At 62.7% G+C, this 24815-nt stretch carries 26 protein-coding genes; 8 read left to right on the top strand and 18 right to left on the bottom strand.

Annotation, left to right across the window (positions count from 1 at the left end):
• The first annotated feature begins 67 nt into the window (after nucleotides 1-67).
• Nucleotides 68-769, top strand: coding sequence for an NAD-dependent deacylase (locus J5Y06_RS09025; protein WP_209334804.1), 702 nt, complete (start codon nucleotides 68-70; stop codon nucleotides 767-769).
• Here J5Y06_RS09025 and J5Y06_RS09020 read toward each other — a convergent pair.
• From J5Y06_RS09020 to J5Y06_RS09005, 4 genes are all read right to left on the bottom strand, one after another.
• Complete coding sequence (locus J5Y06_RS09020) at nucleotides 766-2007, bottom strand: class I SAM-dependent RNA methyltransferase (protein WP_209334803.1); 1242 nt, start codon at nucleotides 2005-2007, stop codon at nucleotides 766-768. The two genes, J5Y06_RS09025 and J5Y06_RS09020, sit on opposite strands and share 4 nt — an antisense overlap.
• Nucleotides 2004-2768 carry a TlyA family RNA methyltransferase gene (locus tag J5Y06_RS09015; protein WP_209334802.1) on the bottom strand — a complete coding sequence of 255 codons (765 nt, stop codon included), beginning with the start codon at nucleotides 2766-2768 and terminating at the stop codon, nucleotides 2004-2006. Before J5Y06_RS09015 ends, J5Y06_RS09020 begins: the two co-directional genes overlap by 4 nt.
• A 54-nt stretch (nucleotides 2769-2822) precedes the next feature.
• Nucleotides 2823-4733 carry a 1-deoxy-D-xylulose-5-phosphate synthase gene (gene dxs / locus J5Y06_RS09010; protein WP_209334801.1) on the bottom strand — a complete coding sequence of 637 codons (1911 nt, stop codon included), beginning with the start codon at nucleotides 4731-4733 and terminating at the stop codon, nucleotides 2823-2825.
• An 82-nt stretch (nucleotides 4734-4815) separates the two neighbouring features.
• Entirely contained in the window at nucleotides 4816-5745 is a 930-nt protein-coding gene (locus J5Y06_RS09005; RefSeq protein ID WP_209334800.1) for a pirin family protein, read from the bottom strand.
• Nucleotides 5746-5877: 132 nt separating this feature from the next.
• Here J5Y06_RS09005 and J5Y06_RS23035 point away from each other — a divergent pair, with 132 nt between their 5' ends.
• Nucleotides 5878-6597 carry a DUF1428 domain-containing protein gene (locus J5Y06_RS23035; protein WP_245247710.1) on the top strand — a complete coding sequence of 240 codons (720 nt, stop codon included), beginning with the start codon at nucleotides 5878-5880 and terminating at the stop codon, nucleotides 6595-6597.
• A gap of 3 nt (nucleotides 6598-6600) precedes the next feature.
• Here J5Y06_RS23035 and J5Y06_RS08995 read toward each other — a convergent pair whose 3' ends face one another.
• From J5Y06_RS08995 to aroC, 4 genes are all read right to left on the bottom strand, one after another.
• Nucleotides 6601-6846 carry an exodeoxyribonuclease VII small subunit gene (locus J5Y06_RS08995; protein WP_209334799.1) on the bottom strand — a complete coding sequence of 82 codons (246 nt, stop codon included), beginning with the start codon at nucleotides 6844-6846 and terminating at the stop codon, nucleotides 6601-6603.
• Nucleotides 6847-6850: 4 nt separating this feature from the next.
• Nucleotides 6851-7777 carry a histone deacetylase family protein gene (locus tag J5Y06_RS08990; RefSeq protein ID WP_209335106.1) on the bottom strand — a complete coding sequence of 309 codons (927 nt, stop codon included), beginning with the start codon at nucleotides 7775-7777 and terminating at the stop codon, nucleotides 6851-6853.
• An 86-nt stretch (nucleotides 7778-7863) separates the two neighbouring features.
• The gene (gene ribB / locus J5Y06_RS08985; RefSeq protein ID WP_209334798.1) at nucleotides 7864-8970 is read right to left on the bottom strand and encodes a 3,4-dihydroxy-2-butanone-4-phosphate synthase; all 1107 of its coding nucleotides are present in this window, start codon (nucleotides 8968-8970) and stop codon (nucleotides 7864-7866) included.
• Nucleotides 8971-8981: 11 nt separating this feature from the next.
• Entirely contained in the window at nucleotides 8982-10082 is a 1101-nt protein-coding gene (aroC, locus tag J5Y06_RS08980) for a chorismate synthase (RefSeq protein ID WP_209334797.1), read from the bottom strand.
• Nucleotides 10083-10232: 150 nt separating this feature from the next.
• Between aroC and J5Y06_RS08975 the strand changes: the two genes are divergently transcribed.
• Nucleotides 10233-10481: a DUF1344 domain-containing protein gene (locus J5Y06_RS08975; RefSeq protein WP_209334796.1), complete on the top strand. Its 249-nt coding sequence runs from the start codon at nucleotides 10233-10235 to the stop codon at nucleotides 10479-10481.
• A gap of 304 nt (nucleotides 10482-10785) precedes the next feature.
• Here the strand turns inward: J5Y06_RS08975 and J5Y06_RS08970 are convergent, their stop codons facing one another.
• From J5Y06_RS08970 to J5Y06_RS08955, 4 genes are all read right to left on the bottom strand, one after another.
• The gene (locus tag J5Y06_RS08970) at nucleotides 10786-11376 is read right to left on the bottom strand and encodes a histidine phosphatase family protein (RefSeq protein WP_209334795.1); all 591 of its coding nucleotides are present in this window, start codon (nucleotides 11374-11376) and stop codon (nucleotides 10786-10788) included.
• Nucleotides 11373-12191, bottom strand: a complete 819-nt coding sequence (gene fabI / locus J5Y06_RS08965) for an enoyl-ACP reductase FabI (protein WP_209334794.1) — start codon at nucleotides 12189-12191, stop codon at nucleotides 11373-11375. Before fabI ends, J5Y06_RS08970 begins: the two co-directional genes overlap by 4 nt.
• A gap of 116 nt (nucleotides 12192-12307) precedes the next feature.
• Nucleotides 12308-13219, bottom strand: coding sequence for a DnaJ C-terminal domain-containing protein (locus tag J5Y06_RS08960; protein WP_209334793.1), 912 nt, complete (start codon nucleotides 13217-13219; stop codon nucleotides 12308-12310).
• Between the two features lie 88 nt (nucleotides 13220-13307).
• On the bottom strand, nucleotides 13308-13640 hold the full coding sequence (locus tag J5Y06_RS08955) for an RT0821/Lpp0805 family surface protein (protein WP_209334792.1): 333 nt from the start codon (nucleotides 13638-13640) through the stop codon (nucleotides 13308-13310).
• Nucleotides 13641-13811: 171 nt separating this feature from the next.
• Here J5Y06_RS08955 and pdxH point away from each other — a divergent pair, with 171 nt between their 5' ends.
• Nucleotides 13812-14426: a pyridoxamine 5'-phosphate oxidase gene (pdxH, locus tag J5Y06_RS08950; RefSeq protein ID WP_209334791.1), complete on the top strand. Its 615-nt coding sequence runs from the start codon at nucleotides 13812-13814 to the stop codon at nucleotides 14424-14426.
• A 16-nt stretch (nucleotides 14427-14442) separates the two neighbouring features.
• Here the strand turns inward: pdxH and J5Y06_RS08945 are convergent, their stop codons facing one another.
• On the bottom strand, nucleotides 14443-15423 hold the full coding sequence (locus J5Y06_RS08945) for an aldo/keto reductase (protein ID WP_209334790.1): 981 nt from the start codon (nucleotides 15421-15423) through the stop codon (nucleotides 14443-14445).
• 169 nt (nucleotides 15424-15592) lie between these two features.
• Between J5Y06_RS08945 and J5Y06_RS08940 the strand changes: the two genes are divergently transcribed.
• Complete coding sequence (locus J5Y06_RS08940) at nucleotides 15593-16957, top strand: esterase-like activity of phytase family protein (protein WP_209334789.1); 1365 nt, start codon at nucleotides 15593-15595, stop codon at nucleotides 16955-16957.
• 70 nt (nucleotides 16958-17027) lie between these two features.
• On the opposite strand, the gene J5Y06_RS08935 is transcribed toward J5Y06_RS08940, so the two are convergent.
• On the bottom strand, nucleotides 17028-17777 hold the full coding sequence (locus J5Y06_RS08935; protein WP_209334788.1) for a crotonase/enoyl-CoA hydratase family protein: 750 nt from the start codon (nucleotides 17775-17777) through the stop codon (nucleotides 17028-17030).
• Nucleotides 17778-17808: 31 nt separating this feature from the next.
• On the bottom strand, nucleotides 17809-19590 hold the full coding sequence (locus J5Y06_RS08930; protein ID WP_209334787.1) for an acyl-CoA dehydrogenase family protein: 1782 nt from the start codon (nucleotides 19588-19590) through the stop codon (nucleotides 17809-17811).
• A gap of 70 nt (nucleotides 19591-19660) precedes the next feature.
• On the opposite strand from J5Y06_RS08930, the gene J5Y06_RS08925 reads away from it, so the two are divergent.
• On the top strand, nucleotides 19661-19909 hold the full coding sequence (locus J5Y06_RS08925) for a hypothetical protein (protein WP_209334786.1): 249 nt from the start codon (nucleotides 19661-19663) through the stop codon (nucleotides 19907-19909).
• Here the strand turns inward: J5Y06_RS08925 and purD are convergent.
• Nucleotides 19906-21165, bottom strand: a complete 1260-nt coding sequence (gene purD, locus J5Y06_RS08920; protein WP_209334785.1) for a phosphoribosylamine--glycine ligase — start codon at nucleotides 21163-21165, stop codon at nucleotides 19906-19908. The two genes, J5Y06_RS08925 and purD, sit on opposite strands and share 4 nt — an antisense overlap.
• A gap of 375 nt (nucleotides 21166-21540) precedes the next feature.
• Here purD and ubiA point away from each other — a divergent pair, with 375 nt between their 5' ends.
• Nucleotides 21541-22524 (top strand): 4-hydroxybenzoate octaprenyltransferase, encoded by a 984-nt coding sequence (gene ubiA, locus J5Y06_RS08915; RefSeq protein WP_209334784.1) that lies wholly within the window; start codon nucleotides 21541-21543, stop codon nucleotides 22522-22524.
• Between the two features lie 14 nt (nucleotides 22525-22538).
• On the opposite strand, the gene J5Y06_RS08910 is transcribed toward ubiA, so the two are convergent.
• Both J5Y06_RS08910 and J5Y06_RS08905 read right to left on the bottom strand, forming a co-directional pair.
• Nucleotides 22539-23102, bottom strand: coding sequence for a DUF6101 family protein (locus J5Y06_RS08910; protein ID WP_209335105.1), 564 nt, complete (start codon nucleotides 23100-23102; stop codon nucleotides 22539-22541).
• A gap of 207 nt (nucleotides 23103-23309) precedes the next feature.
• Nucleotides 23310-24269, bottom strand: coding sequence for an L-threonylcarbamoyladenylate synthase (locus J5Y06_RS08905; protein WP_209334783.1), 960 nt, complete (start codon nucleotides 24267-24269; stop codon nucleotides 23310-23312).
• A gap of 91 nt (nucleotides 24270-24360) precedes the next feature.
• On the opposite strand from J5Y06_RS08905, the gene J5Y06_RS08900 reads away from it, so the two are divergent.
• Complete coding sequence (locus tag J5Y06_RS08900; RefSeq protein WP_209334782.1) at nucleotides 24361-24801, top strand: hypothetical protein; 441 nt, start codon at nucleotides 24361-24363, stop codon at nucleotides 24799-24801.
• The last annotated feature ends 14 nt before the right edge of the window (nucleotides 24802-24815 follow it).

The following is a 24815-nucleotide window of genomic DNA, read 5'->3' as shown; positions in this document are numbered from 1 at the left end:
TGATAGCTATATGGATAATCCGCGCTCAACACGCAAATCAAGCCGCTCGTTTCGCCCTGGAGCTCGAATGTCCTTTTCGTCTATCGTGATCCTCACAGGCGCCGGTATCTCGGCTGAATCGGGCGTGGACACGTTCCGGGACAAAGGCGGCATCTGGTCGAAGGTTGACCTGCGGGATGTGGCCACGCCGGAAGGCTTTGCGCGCGACCCCGAGCGCGTCCACGCCTTCTATAACGAGCGGCGCAGCGGCCTTTCGAGCGTAGAACCCAATGCGGCGCATCGGGCGCTCGCCCAGCTGGAAGCCGAGTTTGCGGGCGATGTGCTGGTGGTGACGCAGAACATCGACAATCTCCATGAGCGCGGCGGTTCCAAGCGGCTCATCCACATGCATGGCGAACTCACCAAGATCTTCTGCACGAAATGCGGCACACGCCGCGAGGAACATGGCGATTTGACCACCTTCGACTGCTGTCCCCAATGCGGCGCGATGGGTACTCTACGGCCCGACGTGGTGTGGTTCGGCGAAATGCCCTACCAGATGGACGAAATCAGCGAAGCGCTGCAGCAGTGCGATCTGTTTGTATCGATCGGCACAAGCGGCAATGTTTATCCTGCGGCAGGCTTCGTGGAAGAAGCGCATCAAGCCGGCGCTCACACAGTCGAACTCAACCTCGAAGCGTCGGAACATCACACGCGGTTTGCCGAGGTGCGGCGCGGTCGCGCAACGGAGCTCGTGCCAGCTTTCGTGGAAGAACTGCTCGGCCGCTAGCGCCGCTTCCGTGGCTTCTCGAGAAGCGCCACGGCTTCCACGTGGCTCGACCACAGAAACTGGTCGATCGGCGTAACCGACGTCACCGTGTAACCACCCGCGACCAAGGTTGCGAGGTCCCGTGCCAGCGTCAGCGGATTGCAGGAAACCGCCGCGACCTTCGACACCCCACTTTTGGCCAGCTGCCGGCACTGAAACTCAGCACCCGCACGCGGCGGATCAAACACCACCGCATCGAACCGGTCGAGTTCCTTGGTGGTCAGCGGCCGTTCAAACAGGTCACGCTTTTCCGTGGAAACGCGCTTCAGGCTCGGCGTGAACCGGAACGCACGATCGAGCGCAGCAAGGGCGGCCGCCTCCCCTTCCACGGCATGCACTTCGGCGCGTTGAGCCAGCCGGAAGGTGAAGGCGCCCGAGCCGGCGAAAAGGTCGGCCACCCGCTTGGCCTTTCCAAGGTGATCCAGCACCAGTTGCCCCATCGCCTCTTCCGCGGAAGCAACGGCCTGAAGAAAGCCGCCGGGCGGGATGTTCACCACCGCAGGTCCCATGGACACCTGCGGCTTCTTTGGCTCCACGATGATCTCGCCATCCACCGAAACACGCGCCAGGTTTGCCGCCATGGCGAAGTCGGCAATTGCCTTGCGCGCGGCGTCATCCAGCACTCCGCTGTCCAGCAGCGCCACATCGAGCCCCGATGCGGTGGCGGTCACCGTCATGCGAAAAGCCTTGCTTGTGAAGCAGCTTAGGCGCGCCAGCGCGCGCAAAGAGTCAAGCGCCTCAACGATCGGCGGAACACTGATGGGACACTCGGCAATGTCCACGATCTCGTGCGACAAGTGGCGATTATAGCCAAGCAGCATTCCCCCTTCGACCTTGCGCAAGGCAAAGGTGACACGGCGGCGGCTATGCGGCGCACACGGCACGATCTGGCCGACGGCGGGCTTGAGCGCCTGGGATTTCAGCGCCTGCACCACCTTGTCGCGTTTCCAGGCGAGGTAATCGGCCATTGCCAGATGCTGCAGCTGGCAGCCGCCGCAGGTGCCGAAATGCCGGCATGGCGGCTCGACGCGATTGGATGCAGGCTCCGTCACGGCGATCAGCTCGCCGCGATCCTTGTTGACGGCGGCCGTAACCATTTCGCCCGGAAGCGTGAAGGAAATGAAGACGGGGCCCCGCTCGGTGTCCGCGATGCCGTCGCCCTGCGCTCCCAGCCTCGCCACGCGATAGCGCGTCGTCATGGCGCTTTCCTGCCGCCGAGCAGCCATTCCTTGTTGCCGTCCCCGCCTGCGATCGGCGATGGGACGAGCCCGAGCGCAGTCCAGCCGTCCTGCTCCTCCAGCCAGCTTCGCAGGCGCTCCGCGATCCGCGCGCCATCATCCGAATTTTTGAGCAGACCACCCTTGCCGATTGCTTCGCGACCCGCCTCGAACTGCGGCTTCACCAGAAACACGGCTTCCGCACCCGGTCGCGCCAGCTGAAGGGCCGCCGGCAAGGCGAGCGTCAGGGAAATGAAGCTGACGTCGCAAACGACCGCATCGATCGCTTCGCCGCCGAAATCGCCAGCGGCCAATTCCCGCGCGTTCCTGTTTTCCATTGAAATCACGCGCGCATCTTCTGCGAGGGTCGAATGGAGCTGACCATGACCAACGTCCACGGCAAAGACCCGCGCAGCGCCGCGTTCCAGCGCGACCTGCGTGAAGCCGCCGGTGGACGCGCCGAGATCAAGCACCGTCTTGCCCTGAAGATCGATGCCGAAATGATCCAGGCCCGCGATCAGCTTCAGTGCTGCGCGCGAAACATAGCTGCGAGCCGGATCGTCCACCTCGATCGCCGCATTCTCCGCGACCAAATGGCCGGCCTTGGTGACAATCCTGTCGCCGACGCGCACGGTTCCGCGCTTCACCGCATCGCCCGCTCGGGAGCGGGTGGGGAAAAGCCTGCGTTCCACAAGCACCTCATCGAGGCGCTGCAGGTTCTGCTGGGTTTGTTTGCCTTGCATGGCCGGGTGCATGGCTGAAGCCGCCGGCGAAGGCAAGCGCTTCAGCCGTTCGCCTCAGGCCCGAGCGGCGGCTTGTGGTCGTCCCAGCGCCGCAAACACCGCACGGGTAATGCCGGCGGCATCCAGACCCGCATCGGCATACATCTTTTCCGGCTTGGCATGGTCGACAAAGCTGTCGGGCAGAACCAGCGGCCGGACCTTCAAGCCGTGATCGAGCAGACCGTCATGGGCGAGATAATGCAGGACCTGCGCCCCGAAGCCGCCGACCGCCCCTTCTTCCACCGTGATCAGGACCTCATGCTCGCGCGCAAGGCGGCGGATCAGATCCTGGTCGAGCGGTTTTGCGAACCGCGCATCCGCCACGGTGGTAGACAAGCCTGCCGCGTCCAGCTCGTCGGCCGCGAGCAGGCAATCGGCCAGTCGCGTTCCGAAAGACAGAAGCGCGACCTTGGAGCCTTCACGCACCACGCGGCCCTTGCCGAGTTCGAGCACCGATCCGCGTTCCGGCAGATCGATTCCTACACCGTTGCCGCGGGGATAGCGGAAGGCGATCGGCCCGTCGTCGTAGGCTGCCGCCGTGCGCACCATATGGCGCAGTTCCGCTTCGTCGCTTGCCGCCATCATCACCATGCCCGGCAAGGACGCGAGATAGGTGGTATCGAAGGCGCCGCAGTGGGTGGCGCCGTCCGCGCCAACAAAGCCCGCGCGGTCAATCGCGAACCGTACGGGCAGGTTCTGGATCGCCACGTCATGCACGACTTGGTCATAGGCGCGCTGCAGGAAGGTCGAATAGATCGCGCAGAAGGGCTTGTAACCTTCCGTTGCCATGCCGGCCGCAAAGGTCACCGCGTGCTGTTCGGCGATACCCACGTCGAAGGTGCGCTTGGGGAAGGCCTCGCCAAACAAGTCCAGCCCGGTGCCGGACGGCATTGCGGCCGTGACCGCAACGATCTTCGGGTCCTCCTGCGCTTCCTGCACCAGGCTTTCGGCGAAAACGCGCGTATAGGCGGGCGCATTGGCGGGGGCTTTGGCTTGCGCACCGGTGATCACGTCGAACTTGTTGACGCCGTGGTACTTGTCGGCTGCGGCTTCCGCCGGGGCGTAGCCCTTGCCCTTCTTGGTCACGACATGGATCAGCACGGGGCCGTCGCCATTGTCGCGCACATTCTTCAGCACCGGCACGAGATGCTCGAGATTGTGTCCGTCAATCGGGCCGATATGGTAGAAGCCAAGTTCCTCGAACATGGTGCCGCCCGTCACGAACCCGCGGGCATGTTCCACCGCTCGCGTCACCGTGCGCTCGACGCGGCGGCCAAGATAGCCGGTCAGCTTCTTGCCAAGGTCGCGGATCTCCGAATAGGTTTTGCCGGACGCGAGCCGTGCCAGATAGGCGCTCATCGCGCCGGAAGGCGGCGCGATCGACATGTCGTTGTCGTTGAGGATCACGATCAGCCGCGCATCCAGCGCACCCGCATTGTTCATCGCCTCGTAGGCCATGCCTGCCGACATCGCGCCGTCGCCGATCACGGAAATCACGTGGTTTTTCCCGCCAGACAGGTCCCGCGCCACCGCCATGCCGAGCCCGGCCGAAATCGAGGTGGAGGAATGGGCTGCGCCGAACGGGTCGTATTCGCTTTCCGAACGCTTGGTGAAGCCGGACAGGCCATGTTCCTGGCGCAAGGTGCGGATGCGGTCGCGGCGTCCCGTCAGGATCTTGTGCGGGTAGGCCTGGTGGCCAACGTCCCAGATGATCCGGTCAGCCGGGGTTTCAAACACGTAATGCAGCGCTACCGTCAGTTCGATGACGCCGAGGCCAGCACCGAGATGGCCGCCGGTCTGCGAAACGGCGTCGATCATCTCCTTGCGCAATTCGGCGGCGATCTGCGGCAGTTCCGCTTCCGGGAACTTGCGGAGATCGGCCGGAATCCGGATCTTGTCGAGCAAAGGCGTTTGTAAAGACTGCACTTGATAAACCACCGAAAGGAGACCGTCCCGAGATAGGGCTCAAGGCAGCCGATGTAAACAAAGGCCGGTTCTTCTGAGGCGATCAAGCTTCCGGCAAAGGTATGAACTCCTCGGCATCGCCCGGCACGATGTCGAAGCGGCCGGTGCGCCATTCTTGCTTGGCCTGCTCGATCCGCTCCTTCGATGACGACACGAAGTTCCACCAGATGTAGCGTTTCGAGTTCAACGCGGCGCCACCAAACATCATCACATGCGCCGGCCGATCATTGGCAGCCCGGACCGCCAGCGTGTCGCCAGCGCGGAAGGCCAGCAGCCGGTCAGACGGGAAGATGTCGCCGGCAATCTCCACCGAGCCGTCCAGCACATAGATCGCACGCTCCTCGGCGGCATCACCGGGAATCGAGATCGTTGCACCGGCCTCCAGGCGGAGGTCGGCATAAACCGTGTCGCTTGCCGTGCGGACGGGCGCTCGCAGGCCGTGAAAACTGCCGATCACCACCCTTCCGCGGATTCCTTCTGCGTCGATCAGCGGAAGGTCGGAACGGGCGGTGTTTTCAAAAAGCGGCGCCATTTCTTCATGGCTTTCCGGCAGGGCCAGCCAAGTCTGCAGCCCGGAAATGGCCATTGGGGAGCCCCTCAGTTCCTCCGGCGAACGCTCGGAATGGACAATGCCCCGGCCGGCCGTCATCAGGTTCACGTCGCCGGGCTCGATCACCATCTCGGTGCCAAGCGAGTCGCGGTGCCGGATCTTGCCGTCGAACAGGTAAGTGACCGTGGAAAGGCCGATATGGGGATGCGGGCGGACGTCGAGCGTCTGGTCGGCCCGCAACAGAGCGGGTCCCATGCGGTCAAAGAAGATGAACGGCCCAACGAGCCGTCGCCGTGCGGTTGGCAGGGCGCGCCGCACTTCCAGCCCGCCAATGTCGGACGTGCGCGGAATGATCAGCGTTTCAATGGCATCGCATGCGAACGCATCGCCGGGCTGGGGATCGTTGCCGGGAAAGAAGCTCATGCTCTCGAACCTTTCAGCGCCATGTCAGCACGTCACCATAGCGGTCACTCTCCAAAAATCATCGACAACTCTTTGTCGGATGCCACGATCCGCGCTCGTCCTTGACCCGACACCAACCTGAGGAGACGTTTCATGCCCTATATCGATGGTTTCCTGCTTGCCGTTCCGAACGCACGGCTCGACGACTACACCGCCATGGCTGAACTTGGCCGCACCGTTTGGATGGAGCATGGGGCGACAGCCTATATGGAAGCAGTGGCGGACGACGTGCCTTACGGTGCAGTCACGTCCTTCCCGCGTGCCGTGATGGCGAAGGAGGACGAGACCGTGATCTTCTCCTACATCCTTTACCCGTCCAAGACGGTCCGGGATGCCTGCAACAAGAAGGTGATGGAAGACGAACGCATGAAGGGCTCGATGGATGATGCGCCCTTCGACGGCAAGCGCATGATATTTGGCGGCTTCGAAACGGTGGTTGCGCCCCAACAAGCGTCCGAGCCGGCCGGGTATGTGGATGGCTTCGTGCTGCCGATCGAAACCGGCGAGCTCGACCGCTTCCGAACCCTTGTTCAGGAGAGCGCAGCGCTTTGGACGGAGCTCGGCGCTTTGTCGATGGGCGAAGCGGTGGCCGACGATGCGCCGGTGGGGGAACTGACTTCGTTTCCACGCAGCGTGCAATTGAAGGAAGGCGAGACTGTTGGCTTCGCCTTCCTCACCTATCGATCGCGAGCGCACCGGGATGAGGTGGCGGCACGCATGACGGCCGACAAACGCAGCGAAATGATGCAGAACCTGCCGGTGGACAGGAAGCGCATGTTTTTCGGCGGCTTCCGGCCGATCGTCCAGGCCTGAGCGTTATTCGGGGTCGAGCGGCTCGACCCCGATCGGCTTGCCTTCGCGTGACAACCGGATCTTCTCGACCTTCGCTTCCGCCGCTTTCAGGAGGCGATCGCAATGGTCCTTCAGCGCTTCGCCGCGTTCGTAGATGCGGATCGACTGATCGAGCGGCACGTCACCGCGTTCCAGATCGTCCACGATCTGTTCGAGCGCGGCCAAAGCGTGCTCGAAGCTCATCGCCTTGATGTCCTCGTTCTCGCTCATTGCTTCAGCCCTTCATCAAACGCTTCACGTGGGCTGCCACCGACATCGACAAACCGTCGAGGTCGTAGCCACCTTCAAGCACGCTCACCAGCCGGTTCTCAGCGGAACGCTGTGCGACATCCATCAGCTTGCCCGTTGCCCAGTCGAAATCGTCTTCCACCAGATTGATCTCTGCCAGCGGATCCAGGTGATGGGCGTCAAAGCCTGCCGAGATGATGATGAGGTCCGGCCGGAAGTTGGCTAAAGCCGGCAAGACGCGGCTGTTGAAGGCTTCGCGAAACTGGCTACTGCCATCGCGCGCCGCCAAAGGCGCATTGACGATGTTGCCTGCGCCCGTTTCCCCTTTAGCTCCAGTGCCGGGAAACAGCGGCATCTGGTGGGTTGAGCAATAAAGCACGCTCGGATCATCCCAGAAGATGTCCTGCGTGCCGTTGCCGTGGTGGACGTCCCAGTCCACGATCGCGACCCGCTCCACCCCGTGCTGCTTTTGCGCGTAGCGGGCGGCAATGGCGGCCTGGTTGAAGAAGCAGAAGCCCATCGCCTTTTCGGCCTCGGCATGATGCCCGGGCGGTCGCGCAACGACGAAAACGTTGTCGGCCGTCCCTGCAAAAACATCGTCCACCGCGGCATTCGCGGCGCCCACGGCCGTCAGCACGGCCTCCAGCGTCCTGGGGCTCGCGGTGGTGTCCGAATCGATGCGCCCCAAGCCCTCTTCTGGGATGATTGCCTTGACCCGCTCGAGGTGACGCTCCGGATGGGCGAGGAGGACGACTGCCTCATCAGCCGCAGTTGGTTCGGCGCGATCCAGACGGTCGAAATCGGGATCTTCCAGAACGCGCAGGATTGCCCGCATGCGGTCGGGCCGTTCCGGATGACCGGGCGGCGTGACGTGCTCAAGAAAGATTGGAGATGAGTAAAGGCGCGTTGTCATGCGGTCCATATAAGCGCGTCCGCTGCTCGGGGGAACGCAGCGGTGTTCAAAAGCCTTCGATGCTCAACAGATCTTCAACTGCGGGCTCAGTTCCGGTCGAGGATCGTGGTTCCTGCGATGCGGATGCCGAAGCCTTCGAGCCCGACATAATGACGCTCGCGCGACGCGAGAAGACGAATGGAGGAGATGCCCAGATCCTTCAGGATCTGCGCGCCAAGGCCGATCTGCTTCCACTCACTTTCGCGCCGCACGGCTTCCGCGTGATCCTCACCCGGAAGGGCCGCACGATTGCGGGACAGGCTGTCGACCCCAACGGAGCCTTCGCGCAGGTAAACGATGACCCCTCGCCCTGCCTCCGAGATGCGGCGCATGACGTCGTCCAGGCGGGCTGACCGCTTGAACACATCCGTGACCACATCCTCAGCGTGCAAGCGCACCGGGATGTCCTCGCCGTCGCGGATGTCGCCGAACACCACCGCAAGGTGGTGCATGGGATCCCACGGGAGTTTGTAGGCGGTCGCCTTGGCGGGTCCAACCGGCGTTTCGATCTCGAAACTTGCGGTGCGCTCCACCAGCGTTTCCTGGCGCTGGCGATATGCGATCAGATCGGCGACGGTGACCTGCTTCAAGCCGTTCTTGTCGGCAAAGTCGCTGACCTGCGGTCCACGCATCACCGTGCCGTCGTCATTCACCAATTCGCAGATCACACCGACCGGCGGCAGATTGGCCAGCCTGCAAAGATCAACAGCCGCTTCGGTATGGCCGGAGCGCATCAGCACGCCGCCTTCGCGGGCAATCAGGGGAAAGATGTGGCCGGGACGCGAGAAATCGCCGGCCGATGCGTTTGGATTGGCAAGGTTGCGCACCGTCGCGGTCCGGTCTTCCGCCGAAATGCCCGTTGTGGTGCCGTGCTTGAAATCGACGCTGACCGTGAAAGCGGTAGTGTGGGCGGAATCGTTTTCGGCCACCATCGGCCCGAGGTTGAGGCGGCGGGCTTCCTCACGCGGCATGGGCGTGCATACGATGCCGGACGTGTGACGCACGATGAACGCCATTTTCTCAGGCGTGCAGTGGACGGCGGCGACGATCAGGTCGCCCTCGTTCTCGCGCCCGTCATCGTCCATTACGACCACGATCTCGCCGCGCTCGAAGGCCCGCAGCGCTTCCACGATCTTCTTCTGGTCGTATGGCATGGAGAATGTCCTCAGATGCGTCCGGTTTGGCCGCGATGGCGCAGATAGTGATCAGCGATCGCGCAGGCCACCATGGCTTCGCCGATCGGAACGGCCCGGATGCCTACGCAAGGGTCATGGCGCCCCTTTGTGGTCACGTCTACATCGCGCCCATCCTGATCAACGGACTGGCGGGGCGTCAGAATGGAAGAAGTCGGCTTTACCGCGAAGCGGGCGATCACCGGCTGGCCGGTGGATATGCCGCCCAAAATGCCGCCCGCATGATTGCTCAAGAAGCGTGCCGGCCCCTCGTTGGCCGAGCGCATCTCATCTGCGTTTTCTTCCCCTGTCATGCGGGCCGTGGCGAAGCCGTCGCCGATCTCCACACCCTTCACCGCGTTGATCGACATCAGCCCGGCCGCTATTTCGGCATCGAGCTTTCCGTAGATCGGTGCGCCGAGACCGGCCGGAACACCTTCGGCAACGACTTCGATCAAGGCGCCAACGGAGGAGCCGTTCTTGCGGATGCTATCGAGGTAGTCGGAAAAGGTCGGCACGGATGCAGGATCCGGCGTGAAAAATGGATTGTCGCCGCTTTCCACGAAGTCCCAATTCCAGTTCGCCCGGTTGATCTCGACCGAGCCCATGGCAACAAGAGCGCCACGCACGGTGAGGCCGGGAACCACAAGCCGGGCAAGCGCGCCGGCGGCCACACGCGCGGCCGTTTCGCGTGCGGAAGATCGCCCGCCGCCGCGGTGGTCCCGCACACCGTATTTCATGTCATAGGTGTAATCGGCATGGCCCGGACGGTACTGCCGCGCGATGTCGCCATAGTCTTTCGACCGTTGGTCGACATTCTCGACCAGCATCGAAATTGGCGTGCCGGTGGTAAGGAGGCTGCCGTCTTCCCCGTCCGGCAGAACCCCCGACAGGATCCTGACCTCGTCGGGCTCGCGGCGCTGTGTCACGAAGCGCGATTGTCCCGGCTTGCGCCGATCAAGCTGTGCCTGGATGTCCGCCAGCTTGAAGCGGATCCCCGGCGGGCACCCGTCCACCACGCAGCCAAGCGCCGGGCCATGGCTTTCACCCCAGGTGGTGACCCGGAAGAGATGCCCAAACGTGTTGTGCGACATGAAAAATCCGCAGGCGGCGAAGTGGAGTTGCCGCGCTTCTAGGAAGGAATTCAGCGACGGTCAAACCGGCAGCCTCTCGCCAGCCGCAATTTTTGACACATTCTCCCGCTTCCTGTTGTTGAAGCGTTTCCGCCCATGCAGAGGTTCACCATGAAAACGATCGTCGCCAGCCTTGCCGTTCTGCTGTTCTCATCCGCGGCGAGTTTGGCCGCCGACACGGACGGGATCATCCAAAGCATCGACCGCGAAAGCCTCACGATCACCCTGGCCGATGGCGAAAAATACAAGTTGCCCGGCGAATTCGACGTGACCGTGCTGGAAGAAGGCATGGACGTGGTGATCGCCTATGACGAAGTCGGCGGCGAAAACCTGATCACGGACATGCAACTGCCGGAATAAGGTCGCGTCATCCAAGCTTGACGATACTAAGCCGCCCTCCGATGCCTTAGACTGCAAGTTGGACGCGGAACCGTACTGACCAGGTGGTCCGCGTCCTTCTAACATCAAGACAGACGGTGATTGGTATGAACCACATCATCGTCTCCTCCTGTCGAGAGCATGGCTGATGCCACAGTCGCAGGATCCACCCCTACGATACGCCACCCGGTCTAACGCAGCTGCTTGGCCTCCGACGTGCTGACACGTCATCAGCCGATGCCAAGTTAAAGCCGCCCTCGCTGCTTCTTTCCAGCTATCTGGTCGACTACAACCACTCCAGCCGGCCAGCTTCCATGCGCAGGATGCGGTCTTGTGGCACATCCATGCGGCTCGCTTCCTCTTCGTCCGCGGCGTCCAGCAACCGGAACAAGGCCCGGATGACGCCGCCATGCGCGACGCAGATCGTCGGTTGCGCGATTTCCGGCAGCCATGACGCAATGCGCTGGGTCAGCATGGCATAGCTTTCAGCACCATCGCCGGGCGGCACGTAGTTCCACTTGTCCCGATTGCGCGCGGCCCGGAGGCCCGGGGTTCTTTGCTCCAGCTCGGCAAAGGTAAACCCCTGCCAATCGCCGAAGTTCAGCTCCATCAGACGCGGATCGGTGCGGTAGCCTCTGGGATCCAGCCCCATGGCGGTGCGGACCCGCTCCATCGTGTGACGCGTCCGCAGCATTGGACTGGCGACGAAATCGAAGGTGGCAGGGTCCGACACCAGGTCCTTCAGCCGGAGGCCGTTGTTTGTGGCCTGCGAACGCCCGGTTTCGTTGATGTCACGGTCAGCCTGGCCCTGGAGGCGGTGCTCTGCGTTCCAGTCGGTTTGACCGTGCCGCACGATGTAGCAAAGTGGACGCGTCACTCCTTGACGACCGAGATGTCAGGCGCATCCACCGCCTTCATGCCGACAACATGATAGCCCGAATCGACGTGGAGCACCTCGCCGGTCACACCGCGTGACAAGTCTGACAGGAGATAAACGGCGGAATCGCCGACTTCCTCGATGGTCACGGTGCGCTTCAGCGGCGAATTATACTCATTCCACTTCAGGATATAACGGAAGTCGCCGATGCCCGACGCGGCCAGCGTCTTGATCGGCCCGGCGGAGATCGCATTGACGCGGATTTTCGAAGCGCCGAGATCAACCGCCAGATACTGAACGCTTGTTTCCAGTGCGGCCTTTGCGACACCCATGACGTTGTAATGAGGCATGACTTTTTCGGCGCCGTAATAGGTCAGCGTCAGGATGGAGCCGCCGTCCGTCATCAGCGGCTCGGCGCGCTTGGCCATGGCGGTTAGCGAATAGGCCGAGATGTCCATCGTGCGCAGGAAGTTGTCCCGCGTGGTTTCGACATAGCGGCCCGTGAGTTCATCCTTGTCGGAAAAAGCGACGGCATGAACAACGAAGTCGATCTTGCCCCACTTTTCCTTCACGGCGTCGAAAACCGCGTCCACCGTGGACATGTCGGTGACGTCGCAGTGACCGGCAACGATGGCGTTCAGTTCGGCAGCGAGCGGCTCCACGCGTTTGCGCAGCGAATCGCCCTGATAGGTCAGTGCGATCTCGCCGCCCTGATCGGCAATCGCTTTCGCGATGCCCCAGGCGATTGAGCGATTGTTCGCCACACCGAAGATCAGTCCGCGTTTGCCGGCCATCAGGCCATTACCGACTGCCATCTTTTGTGCCCCCTGCTGCATTGCTGTTGCCGTGCCGCCTATCGCATAGCACCGGAAAGCCTTCAAGCAACAGCGCGACCGTGCAGCCCTCGTGTCCACCGCGCGCACTCGTCCGGCTAGATGCTTGCGGTTCTCCCCCGCAGGAGTTTCTCGAGCTCCGTGTCGGCAGGGTCCAGCATGATGCGGACATGAACATAAAGGTCCGCATGACCGCCCGTTTTCACCGGCAAGCCCCTGCCCTTCAGCCGCAGCACCTTGTCGGAGCTTGACCACGCGGGAACGGTCACAGCAAGCCTGCCTTTCGGGGTCTCCACCGGAAGCTTGGCGCCCAGCACGGCATCGGCAAGCGACACCGGCAAGTCGACATGAAGGTCGCGCCCTTCGATGCGATACAAGAGATGCGGCTGGTAAACGATCTTTACCAGCGCGTCGCCGGGCTCCCCGCCATAGGCGGAGGGTTCACCCTGTCCTTTCAGGCGGATGGTCTGGCCGTCTTCGACAAAAGCGGGCAGCTTCACGGAAATCCGCCGGCCGCCGGGGAAAACCGCCTGCACCTTGTCGGCTGCAACGACTTCCTCGATCGAAACATGCATGACGGCGTTGAGATCAGCTCCCTTCGGCGGCGCCCCGCGACCAGCACCACCGGCACCGCCGCCGCGGCTGAACGCCTGGCCGAAGATCTCGCTGAAAATGTCGTCGGCGCCCCCGCCAAACCCGCCGCCGCGTGATTCGAAGCCGCCGCCCCGCTGCCGGAACTGGGCAAACGGATCGCCGCCCGTTGCCCCTTCGAAGCCCTGGAAGCGCGGCTTGCCTTCGGCATCGATCTCGCCGCGATCATATTGCTTGCGGCGCTCTTCGTCGCCCACGATCTCGTAGGCCTGGTTGGCCGCGTTGAAGCGGTCCTTCGCCCGGGGATCGTCCGGGTTCTGGTCCGGATGATAGGTCTTCGCCAGCTTTCTGAAAGCTGACTTGATGTCTTTGGCCGAGGCGTCCTTGCTGACGCCCAGCACCTCATAAGGATCGCGCATGGTTCATGGCCCGATGTGAACGGAAGTTATGCCAGATATGCGATCTCGAAGTTGTGAATTCCAGAGCGCTTGAAGCTTGATTGCAGCCTTACATGCTCTTGAAGGCGCGCATTTTCCAGTCGCGGCCATTCACCAGGCAGGCGTCGCCATCATAAAGGCTGACGCCATTGTAGCTTTCGCGCGATACCACGAACTTGCGGCAGGTCGCGCCGGAGTCGGCATATTCCGAAATGCTGGAGATCGCGCCACGCGACCCGGTCTCATCGTTCGTCCAGGCCATGCCCGTTTGGTCGAGCGTGCTCAGATCCGCCTGCGACACGGCATTCCGAATGGTCGACTGATCCGAAATCATCTGCGTATCGGCGGGTTGACCACCCGCGATGCTGGCGGTGGTGACGGAAACATCGTCGGCCTTGCTCAACGAGAAGCCACCGCCGCACCCACCAAGCATCAGGCAAAGCACAACAGCGCTAAACTGTATCCCGGATTTACGGCCGGCTGGCGTGTTGACATTACTGTGCGAGGCGACAGGTTGCGCGTGAAGCGGCAATCGACAATCTCCGGCTAACGGATTTCGAGTCAGGACAGGATAGTGGACGAGACAACGTTAACAAGCGGTGACTTCGCCGCAGCGCAAAATCCCTTTCACTTGTTCGGGACCTGGCTTGCGGAAGCGGCAGTCAGCGAGATCAACGATCCAAACGCCGTGGCGGTTGCAACGGTGGATGCCAATGGTTTGCCAAACGTCCGCATGGTTCTCCTGAAGGACTTCGACGAGGCCGGCTTCGTTTTCTACACCAACTACGAGAGTGCCAAGGGCCGCGAGGTCCAAAGCAACTGGAAGGCTGCCATGGTGTTTCACTGGAAATCACTGCGGCGTCAGGTTCGCTTGCGCGGACCGGTCGAAAGCGTGACCGCCAGCGAGGCAGATACCTATTTCGCGTCGCGCCCGCGCGGCAGCCGGATCGCCGCTTGGGCTTCGCAGCAGTCGCGCCCCCTGGAAAGCAAGGAAGCGCTGGAGCGCGAGGTCGCGCGCTACGAGGAGCAGTTTGGCAACGGCGAGATCCCCCGCCCGCCGCACTGGTCGGGCTTCCGGATCGTGCCGGAAACCGTCGAATTCTGGCACGACCGGCCTTACCGCCTGCATGAGCGCATCGTGTTCAGCCGCGCTGCGTCCGGTTGGAGCAAGCAGCGCCTCAACCCGTGATGGGAGGTGGCTCGGCTCAGGAAAAGCCGGCCACCGCATGCGGAACGTAAGGTGCTTCGAGCGCAGCGATCTCTTCTTCGCTTAGCTCCAACGAGAGGGCGGCGATCGCGTCATCGAGGTGATGCTCCTTGGTCGCACCGATGATCGGCGCCGACACCGCTTGCTTCTGCGCCACCCAGGCAAGCGCGACCTGCGCGCGGGGCACCCCGCGCTTTGCTGCGACCTCCGCAACCGCTTCAACCACGGCGCGATCCGCTTCCTCGGTTCTTGAGTAAAGCGAAGGGATCACCTTGTCGGTCTCTGAGCGTTTGCTCGCTTCGCTCCAATCACGCGTCAGCCGTCCACGCGCCAGCGGGCTCCAGGGAATGACGCCGATCCCTTCCGCCTGGCAAAGCGGAAGCATCTCACGCTCTTCTTCGCGGTAAAGCAGGTTCAGGTGATTCTGCATGGTCACGAAGCGCGTCCAGCCATTACGCTCGCTGATCGAAAGCATCTTTCCGAACTGCCAGGCATACATGGACGAGGCGCCGATGTAGCGAACCTTGCCGGCCCGCACCACGTCATTCAGCGCTTCCAGTGTTTCTTCCATCGGCGTGCCGTAGTCGAAGCGGTGAATTTGGTAGAGGTCGACGTAGTCGGTCCCAAGCCGCCGCAAGCTGGCATCGATCTCAGCAAAGATCGCCTTGCGTGAAAGGCCGCCCCCATTGGGACCCGGCTGCATGCGCATGTAGACCTTGGTCGCCAGCACGATCTCGTCGCGCCGGGCAAAGTCCTTCAGGGCACGGCCGACGATCTCCTCGCTGGAGCCGTCCGAATAGGTGTTGGCCGTGTCGAAGAAATTGATGCCGGCTTCCACCGCCTTGCGAATGAAGGGACGGCTCTCGTCTTCGGGCAAGGTCCAGGCGTGGGTGCCGCGATCCGGCACGCCATAGCTCATGCAGCCCAAGCAAAGGCGCGAGACATCGAGGCCTGTGCGGCCGAGTTTCACATAATCCATGTCGTGTTCCTGACTTGCGCGTGCGGTCACCATTTCTGCCGGCAGCGGAAAGGTCAACCGGTTGCCGATGCCATCGTCATGGAGGTGTCACGAGGCCGTTCAATTCGCGTCATCTGTCGCCCCTATCGGAAGTCCGTTCGCAACTCGAGCCTTTCAAGAAGGGGATCCCATGAAGCTTCGAGCCCTCCTCGCCTCCGCTGTCGCCGTTGTGGCGCTTGGCGGCGCTGCCAATGCGCAAGAAACCACCTTTCCGGCAAAGCTTGCCGGTCATGCCTACCTGCCTGCGAACTCCATGATCATGCCGCCGGCGAATGCCCCGCGTGACGCCTGGGTGTCCGGCAAGTTCACCGGCAAGGCCCGCAACGACAAGCCGATGAGTGCGCCGGGGGACACTGGTGCCGCTTACGGTGCTCATCCAACCGGCTATTCGCTGCCGTTCGTCGGCCAACCTGTGCAGGGCATGTCGGGCTTTGCCATGAACCGCGCCGAAGACGGTTCCATCTACACGCTGACCGACAACGGCTTCGGTGGAAAAGCCAACAGCGGCGACGCCCTTCTGTTTTTCCACCGCATGAAGCCCGATTTCGACACCGGCAAGGTTGAGCGCCTAGACACGATCTTCCTGCGCGACCCCGACAACAAGGTGCCGTTCCGCCTTGCCTATGAAGGGACAGACGGCCGCTATCTCACCGGCGCTGACTTCGATCCAGAAAGCATCCAGGTCCTGAACGGCGAAGTGTGGATCGGCGAGGAGTTCGGTCCTTACGTGATCCATGCCACGCTGGACGGTCGCGTGCTGAGCGTTTACCCGACCATGCTTGACGGCAAGCAGTTGCGTGGCCCCGATACACCGGGTGTTTCCGTTCCTGCAGCGGCTGGCAAGGACTTCCAGGTCCAGCGTTCGGGCGGTTATGAGGGCATGGCGCTCCAGCCGAACACGAACCTCCTTTGGGCGCTGCTGGAAAAGCCGCTGCTTGGCGAAGACGGCCAGCCGGAAGGCGCTTACCTGCGCGTGCTGACCTTCGACCCCGCCAAGAAGGATTGGACCGGCGACAGCTACAAGTTCAAGCTTGCCGACGGCGCCACCGCGATCGGTGACTTCAACTTCATCGACGACACGCGCGCACTGGTGATCGAACGCGACAACGGCGAAGGCAACGTTTCGGTCGCTTGCGCCGCCGATGCCACCGACAAGTCAGCCTGTTATCCGAACCCCGCCAAGGTGAAGAACATCGTTCTCGTGGACACCGCGCAGGTTGATGGCGAAGGCTTCATCCGCCGCATCGGCCATATCGACCTCATGAACATCGACGATGCCGACAACAAGGCGGACATGTCGATCGTCAAGAACGACGAAAGCGGCAGGTTTAGCTTTCCGTTTTTCACGATCGAAGACGTGATGCGCGTGGACGACACCCACATCATGGTGGCCAACGACAACAACCTACCTTTCTCCGGTGGTCGCGAGATCGGCAAGGCCGCCAACAACGAGTTCATCCTGCTCGATGTGGCGGACTTCCTCGCCGCCAAGTAAGCAGAGGCGCGGCTGAGCGTTGAAGGCGGGTCGCAAGGCCCGCCTTATCCTTGCGAATATTGACCGCAGCCTACTTCTTTCTGCTGAAGAAGGCTGCGAAGGCGTCGCGGGCTTCCTGAGACGCAAGCCCTTTCCGAACGGCCTTCGACTCCTCATCGATCCGGGCCAGGATCGTGTCACGCGGGCCTCGCATGAACTCACGAGCGGTGCGTAGCGCGTTCGCAGGCTTGGCCGCGAGGCGGTCTGCCGCAGCAATCACCGCAGCCTCGAGTTCCTGTTCGTTGACGACCGCATGGATAAGGCCGCCAGCCTTGGCCTCCGCAGCCGGCAGCGGGTCGCCCATGACCAAAAGCGCAAAAGCGGGCTGGCGGCCAAGAACTGCCGGCACAAGCAGGCTGGAGCCTGCTTCGGGTACGATCCCCAGATCCACGAAGGGCGTGCGGAACTCGGTGCGCGGCGTGGCGAATGTCAGGTCGCAGTGGAGGTGGATCGTCGTGCCGATGCCAACCGCAATGCCGTCTGCTCCGGAAACGATAGGCTTTTCCAGCGTCGCCAAGGCCCGAAGAAAGCCGAACACTTCCAGGCCCTTGGTTTCGCCTGAAGCAATGCGCATGAAGTCGGACAGATCGTTACCAGACGAAAACGCGCCGGGCACGCCGAGCAGCACGTGGGCGCGAACCGCCTCGTCTTGTTCGCCGGCTGTGAGCGCAGCCGCCATCGCATCATACATGGCAAAGGTCAGCGCGTTCTTCTTGTCGGGCCGGTTGATGCGGATGACGTTCACCGCCCCGCGCCGTTCAACGATGATGTGTTCGCTCACGATGAATGTTCCTCCCCGATGACCAAGGCGGTCAGGCCAATGCCGTGCGAGCGGCCGCAAGGCTGGTCGCCCCTTCGGTCACCCGCGAGCGCAGCGCCGCTGTTTCTCCAACCAGGTTTTCCGCAAAGAAACGGCACAGCGCGCGTCTCGGCGCGCCTGAGTCCGCCACCGCCCCACGCGCGAGATAAGCGCCGCCGGCGGCCAGGCCGAACAGCCGGAGGTAGGGCGTTGCCCCAGCCAGTGCTTCTTCGGTGCGGCCTTCGGCGAGGGCGGCCTGCAACCAGCCGGTCGTTTCTTCCAGGTCGTCGATGGCGCTTTCGAGCCGATCGGCGGAGCGGCCAAGTTCGGGCAGGTTGGAGGTGCGCAAGGCTTCAACGTCTGCACGCAATTCGCTGATATAGCCAGCCATCTGCGTGCCACCGGACAGCGGCAGCTTGCGCGTCACGAGATCGATCGCCTGGATGCCGTTGGTGCCCTCGTAAATTGGCGCTATGCGCGCATCGCGATAGAAGATCGCGGCGCCGGTTTCTTCCACGAAGCCCATGCCGCCATGCACCTGCACGCCGATCGACGCCACTTCCACGCCGATGTCGGTGGAGAAGGCCTTAGCAACTGGGGTCAAGAGGTTGGCGCGTTCCTGCCAATGACGGGCATCATCCCCTTCCGCGGTGTGGGCACGGTCCAGCGCATTGGCACAAGCGTAGCAGATCGCTCGGGACACCGAGGTCAGGGCCTTCATCGTGAGCAGATTCCGTTGAACGTCCGGATGCTCGATGATCGGGCTCATATCGGCACCCGCTGCAGCGGCCGCGGCTGCTGCCCGACCCTGTTTGCGCTCGCCGGCGTAGTCACGGGCCTTCTGGTAGGCCGCTTCGGCGATGCCCACGCCCTCGATGCCGACATTCAAACGCGCATTGTTCATCATGGTGAACATGCAGGCCAACCCACGATTCTCCTCGCCAACGAGATAGCCGATCGCGCCAGCTTCTCCCGCCTCCCCCTTCCCGTCGCCAAAGATCATGGTGCAGGTCGGCGAACCGTGGATGCCGATCTTGTGTTCGATCGAAGCACAATAAACGTCGTTGCGTTCGCCCAGACTTCCGTCATCGTTCACCAGGAACTTCGGCACCAGGAACAAGGAAATGCCGCGCGTGCCCACCGGCGCATCCGGCAAACGTGCCAGAACGAGGTGCACGATGTTGTCCGTGATGTCGTGCTCGCCATAGGTGATGAAGATCTTCTGGCCGAAAATACGGTAGGTGCCGTCGTCCTTGCGCTCGGCGCGGGTGCGCAGGGCAGCAAGATCCGAACCGGCTTGCGGCTCGGTCAGGTTCATCGTGCCGGTCCATTCGCCGGACACGAGCTTTTCGAGATAGGTGGCCTTGAGCGCATCCGAGCCGTGCTTCTCCACGGCTTCCACCGCACCCATGGTGAGCAGCGGCCCCAGCCCGAAGGCCATGGAAGCCGAACTCCACATCTCGTTTGCCGCGACATTCAGCATCAGGGGCAAGCCCTGCCCGCCATACTCCTCAGGGCCAGACAAACCGTTCCAGCCGCCTTCGCGCCAGCGGTGGTAAAGCTCGGGCCATCCCTTGGGCATGGTGACCTTGCCGTCGTTCCACTGGGCGCCTTCCATGTCGCCGGGCAGGTTCAGCGGCGCGATCTCATCGCTGGCGAAGCGACCTGCCTCGCCAAGGATCGCATCAACGAGATCATCCGAAAGATCTCCGTAGCGGCCCTGCTCCAGGTCCGGTGCCAAACCTGCGACCTGCTTCAGTGTGAACGCGATCTCGTTGACCGGTGCGCGATACATGAATGACCTCTTCGGCTGACTGCTCTGCTTCGTGCTAGAACAAGTCGCCATCGAAATGAAGGGGCCTGCCATGCTCGCGCGAACCGATCGTTACGACTGTGTGGAATGCGGACTGCCATACGGAGACGAGAACTTCGCACTGGACCATGGGCGGCTCGATTATGGCGCCGCCTATTGGTGCGATCGCGGCCTGCTTTGCTCTGCCGCGTGCTCGCTTGCGCATCACAAGAAGCGAATGGCGGAAGGCACGCTGCCCACCGAGCCTGCGCCCGATCCATACGAGGCAGGCTTGTTGCCGACGATCCCGCCGCGCCGTTAAAGCGCGCGCCAGCCGATATCGCGTCGACAGAACCCTTGCGGCCAATCGATGCGATCAACTGCTTCGTAGGCTATTGCCTGTGCTTCGCGCACCGTAGGGGCACGGGCGGTCACGTTGAGCACGCGCCCGCCTGCGGCGACCAGCGCGCCGTTCTTGAGCGCGGTGCCGGCATGGAACACCTTGGCCCCCTCGCCTGCGGCCTGGTCAACTCCCTTGATCACCGTGCCCGTCAGCGGAGTGGTTGGGTAGCCGTTCGCAGCCATCACGACGGTCAGGGCCGTGTCCTCGCTCCAGCGCAGATCCTGTTCGGCCAGCCGCCCATCGGCTGCGGCGTGGAGCAGGTCGAGAAGATCGCTGTGAAGCCGCATCATCAGAACCTGGCATTCCGGATCCCCGAACCGAACGTTGTATTCGATAAGCTTGGGGCCGTCTTTTGTCAGCATCAGGCCGGCAAACAGAACTCCGGAGAACGGCGCTCCGATTTCCGCCATGCCGCGCAAGGTGGGCGCGATGATGTCGCGCATCACCGCCTGTTCGACGTCAGGCGTTAAGACCGGCGCCGGGGAATAGGCGCCCATACCCCCGGTGTTCGGCCCGGTGTCGCCATCGCCGACGCGCTTGTGATCTTGCGCGGCGCCGAAGGCCACCGCCGTTTGTCCGTCGCAAATGCAGAAGAAGCTGACTTCCTCGCCTTCGAGATACTCTTCCACCACCAGTTCCGCTCCGGCGGAGCCGAAGCTCCCGTCGAAGCAAGCGTCCACCGCAGCCAGGGCTTCATCGGTCGTCATCGCCACGGTAACGCCCTTGCCGGCCGCAAGCCCGTCGGCCTTCACGACGATGGGAGCACCTTGCTGTTCGATGTAAGCGCGCGCTTCGGCTGCATCTCTGAAGCGGCCGTAAGCCGCTGTTGGGATGTCAAAGCGAGCGCAAAGATCCTTGGTGAAGCCCTTGGACCCTTCCAGTTGGGCAGCCGCCTTGCTCGGGCCGAACACCTTGATGCCAGCCTCGCGCAGGGCATCGGAAAGGCCGTCCACCAGCGGCGCTTCCGGACCAACAACCACAAGCTCCACCGCCTTTTCGCGGCAGAACGCCACCACCGCGGCATGATCCGTGGCACGCAGGTCCACAAGTTCGGCATGATCGGCGATGCCGGGATTACCCGGCGCGGCATAAAGCCTTGTCAGCTTCGGCGAAGCCCCAAGCTTCCAGGCCAATGCGTGTTCACGGCCACCGGAGCCAATCAGGAGAACGTTCATTTGCTATCAAGCCCGCAGGAAATATACGGTTGGGCCTAGAGGCGACAGCCGGCAAAGGCAAGGTGGCTAGCGCTCGTCGAGGAAACGGCAGGACGCAATCTCGCGCGATTGCGCGTCGCCGCCACCAGCGTTTCCTGTATGCCTCCCCATCGGACAAAGGCAAAACAACAGCCGCCTCGCTGTTCTGCCGGGTATCCACCAACTCCGTTCGCTCCGCAGTTACTTCATCAGGGGTACTTCGCGATGTTTGAGCAAAACTCACTCACGGTAGCATAGCCCAAACTGACCTCCTGCAATTCTGCGTGCAAAGGTACGTCCGTCGCCCTCACATCAAGTCCCTTGACGCTCAAGCCTGCCCCTGCCACTCGAATCCCCATGGAAACCATTCAAACCACCGGCGTGCGCGGGCGCGTCAAGGATGCGCCGAGCGGCCATTGGGTGTACCGGCTGCTTCCGCGCGGGCTTTGGCCCTATGCGCAGTTGGCTCGATGGGACCGCCCCATCGGCTGGTGGCTTCTGCTTTGGCCTTGCTGGTGGTCAGCCGCGATGGCGGCGGCAGCGGGCGCCCGGGCCGGCGATCCGCTCGCCAGCGTGCTGCCCTCACCCTGGCATCTTCTTTTGTTTCTTGTCGGCTCGATCGCAATGCGTGGTGCCGGTTGCACCTATAACGACATCGTGGATGTCCGCATCGACGAGAAGGTCGATCGCACCCGGTCGCGGCCGCTTCCTTCCGGGCAGGTTTCCAAGAAGCAGGCCTGGTTCTTCCTGGTGCTTCAGGCGCTGGTCGGGCTGGCCGTGCTTCTGCAGTTCAATAGCTTTGCGATTGTGGTCGGCCTTTGCGCGCTGATCCCGGTCGCGATCTATCCCTTCATGAAGCGCGTTACGGATTGGCCGCAGCTTTTTCTGGGCTTTGCCTTTTCCTGGGGTGCGCTGATGGGGTGGGCTGGAGCCTTCGGACGGCTCGACGCCGCACCCTTGCTGCTTAACGCAGGCGCCGTTCTTTGGACGATCGGCTATGACACGCTGTATGCCCACCAGGACAAGGAAGACGACGCGCTGGTTGGCGTCCGCTCCACGGCTCGCTTGTTCGGCGACCGCACGAAGCAGTGGCTGATCTACCTCTACGGCGGGGCGCTGGTTTTGATTGCGTCGGCTTTTGCTTCCGCCCAGGTGCCCCTTCCGGCCATGGCCGGCCTCGTCGCCGCCGCCGTTCACATGATGCGGCAGATCCGGGTGCTCGACATCGACGATCCGGATCAGTGCCTCAGATTGTTCAAGTCGAACTCGACGGTCGGCTGGCTGATATTCATCGGCCTGATGGCAGGTGGCATCTGGGCCACCCTGCGCATCTATGTGTGACCCGCTACCTCTTTCTACGTGCGGGCGATGATTTCCTCGCCGTCCACCACAAGCCGCAATCCAAGATCGCCGGACTTGCGGCGCGCTAGGAACCGCGGGCGACGCGGCGCCGATGAGGAGCGTTTGCGGCGCGGCTTGGCAGGGCCTGCCTTGACCCCGCCGATCGTATCCTCAAGCGTGCGGGCGACGCCATCGGCTTCGACAAGCAGCATCGGCAGGTTGTAGGCTTCCGCCCATGCGCGCCAATCCGCCGCCACGTCATCCAGGTCGTGGGCAACCAGCAGCGGAACCGAAAGCTGCGGGTCGGCATGGTGCAATTCCAGCGTCACCGTGACATGGCCGGTGTCATCTTCAAGCGCCCGCGCCGCCACGCCCTGAAAGGCACGCGCCGGCAAGGCAATGGTCACTGGCAAGCCGCTGCGCTCAAGCCAGCGCTTGATCACAGCGCCACGCTTGTCGATCGTGAACAGGACGTCGCCCTGCTCGTCCGATGTTGCGTAGGTCACCACTTGTGGCAAGCGGAAAGGATCGAGGCGCATGTCGCTGCCCGCCCAGACCGGCTTCAATCCGATGTTCATCATGCCTGTCTTCCTGTTCTTCCTGAGAGCTGTTTCCAGCTTTCGGACCGGTGTTCCGGCCTCGTTGAACGGGAAGCTAAGCGCGGCTCCTTACCGGCGCACTTAAGAAGTTGGGTTAAGCAAATTCGGATGGAACGATGGTTATCGGTTTGCAACCCGGATGCATAAAGCAGAAAGCAAGATTGCCAAGTCGTTGATGCTTCGCTTCTACTTGCCTCGCGGTGCCGCGGCCCGGCTCAAACGATCATTGATCGCCACGCCGAGCCCGTGGTGCGGAATGGTTTCTACCGCGATCATCCCGGCTCCGCACCGATCAAGCGCCTGGAGGTGGGCGTAAAGGTTCGCCGCGGCTTCTCGAAGATCTCCGGACGGGGAAAGGTTGCGAACCGCCAGGGCGGCATCGGCACCGGCAATCCGGCTGTTGCCGAAGGCAAGCAGCGCTTCGCCCGGCTGCAGCGCCTCCGCTTCCAGCCGCACGGCGGCCGCGGGTGCATAATGGGAGGCTAGCATGCCCGGCGCTTCGATCGCTGGGCGGGCGCCGGCGCTTGTGACGGTTTGCCCGACTGCTTTTTCAATCTCTTCGGCGGTGATCCCGCCCGGTCGCAACAACCTGATCGTTCCACCCTCCACCTTGACGATGGTGGATTCCAGCCCAACCTGCGTCGGCCCACCATCCAGGATGAAGTCGAGTTTCGTGCCAAGGTCGTCGTGCACCGCCTGAGCACTTGTCGGGCTGATGCGGCCTGATGTGTTGGCACTGGGAGCCGCGATCGGCCGCTGAAGCTTGGACATGACCTCCAGCGCCGGCCCTTGCGGCATGCGCAGGGCCACTGTCGTCAACCCGGCTGTCACGAGCGGATGGATGGCGGTATCTTCCTTAAGGGGAAGAACCAGCGTCAACGGGCCGGGCCAGAAGCGATCAGCCAGGGCGGCCGACAGCGCGTCGAACGCTGCGATCTGGTCTGCCATGGCGCGATCGGCGACATGAACGATCAGCGGGTTGAACTGCGGCCTCCCCTTTGCTTCGAAGACCCGCGCCACCGCCTGGCCGTCGGTTGCATCAGCGGCAAGACCGTAAACGGTTTCCGTCGGCACGGCGACGATCCCGCCGCGCCGGAGCGCATCCACGGCGCGTTGAAGCGGGTCGGCAGGGACGGAGCCTGTCATTCGAAAATCCTCAATTGCCTGCGGCCCAGAGAGGGCGTTGGTAACTCTTTGCTGTTATCGAACGGTGTGGTCCGCGAGCAAGGAGTTCCCGATGCGTTCATTGCTGCTGATTTTTGGTTGCATGGCCTTCACGGGCCCGGCCCTCGCGTCCTCGGTTATTGTCTTGCCCTTACCGAAAACAACCCCCTCGGTGATCAGGCTCGGAACACCAGACTTCGCAAGCGCACGCTCCGGCGACGACAAAGAGGACGACATCGCGTCCGCCGACACCAAGCCGCGCAAACGCTATGGCGCGCCGATGATCATCGATGGTGGCACCGGTGAGGTGCGAAGCCAGCCGGTTTCACAATCACCGGAAGCATCCGTTCCGCCGCCAGCGCGCAGCGCACCACCCTCAAACAACGACGACCTCGTCGAGCAGCAGGAAGCAGCCGGCTCCCCGGACGATTTGGATGCTCCTGCCCGGTCAGGCAGCGTGCCTGAACCCGTTGCCGTGCAGCCGGTTTCCCCCAGCGCCAACCGCCCCCTGTAAGGGGAAGCCGCCGG

The organism is Tianweitania sediminis, from assembly GCF_017813335.1.
Lineage (GTDB): Bacteria > Pseudomonadota > Alphaproteobacteria > Rhizobiales > Rhizobiaceae > Tianweitania > Tianweitania sediminis.
This window is presented reverse-complemented; position numbering and strand designations above follow the sequence as displayed.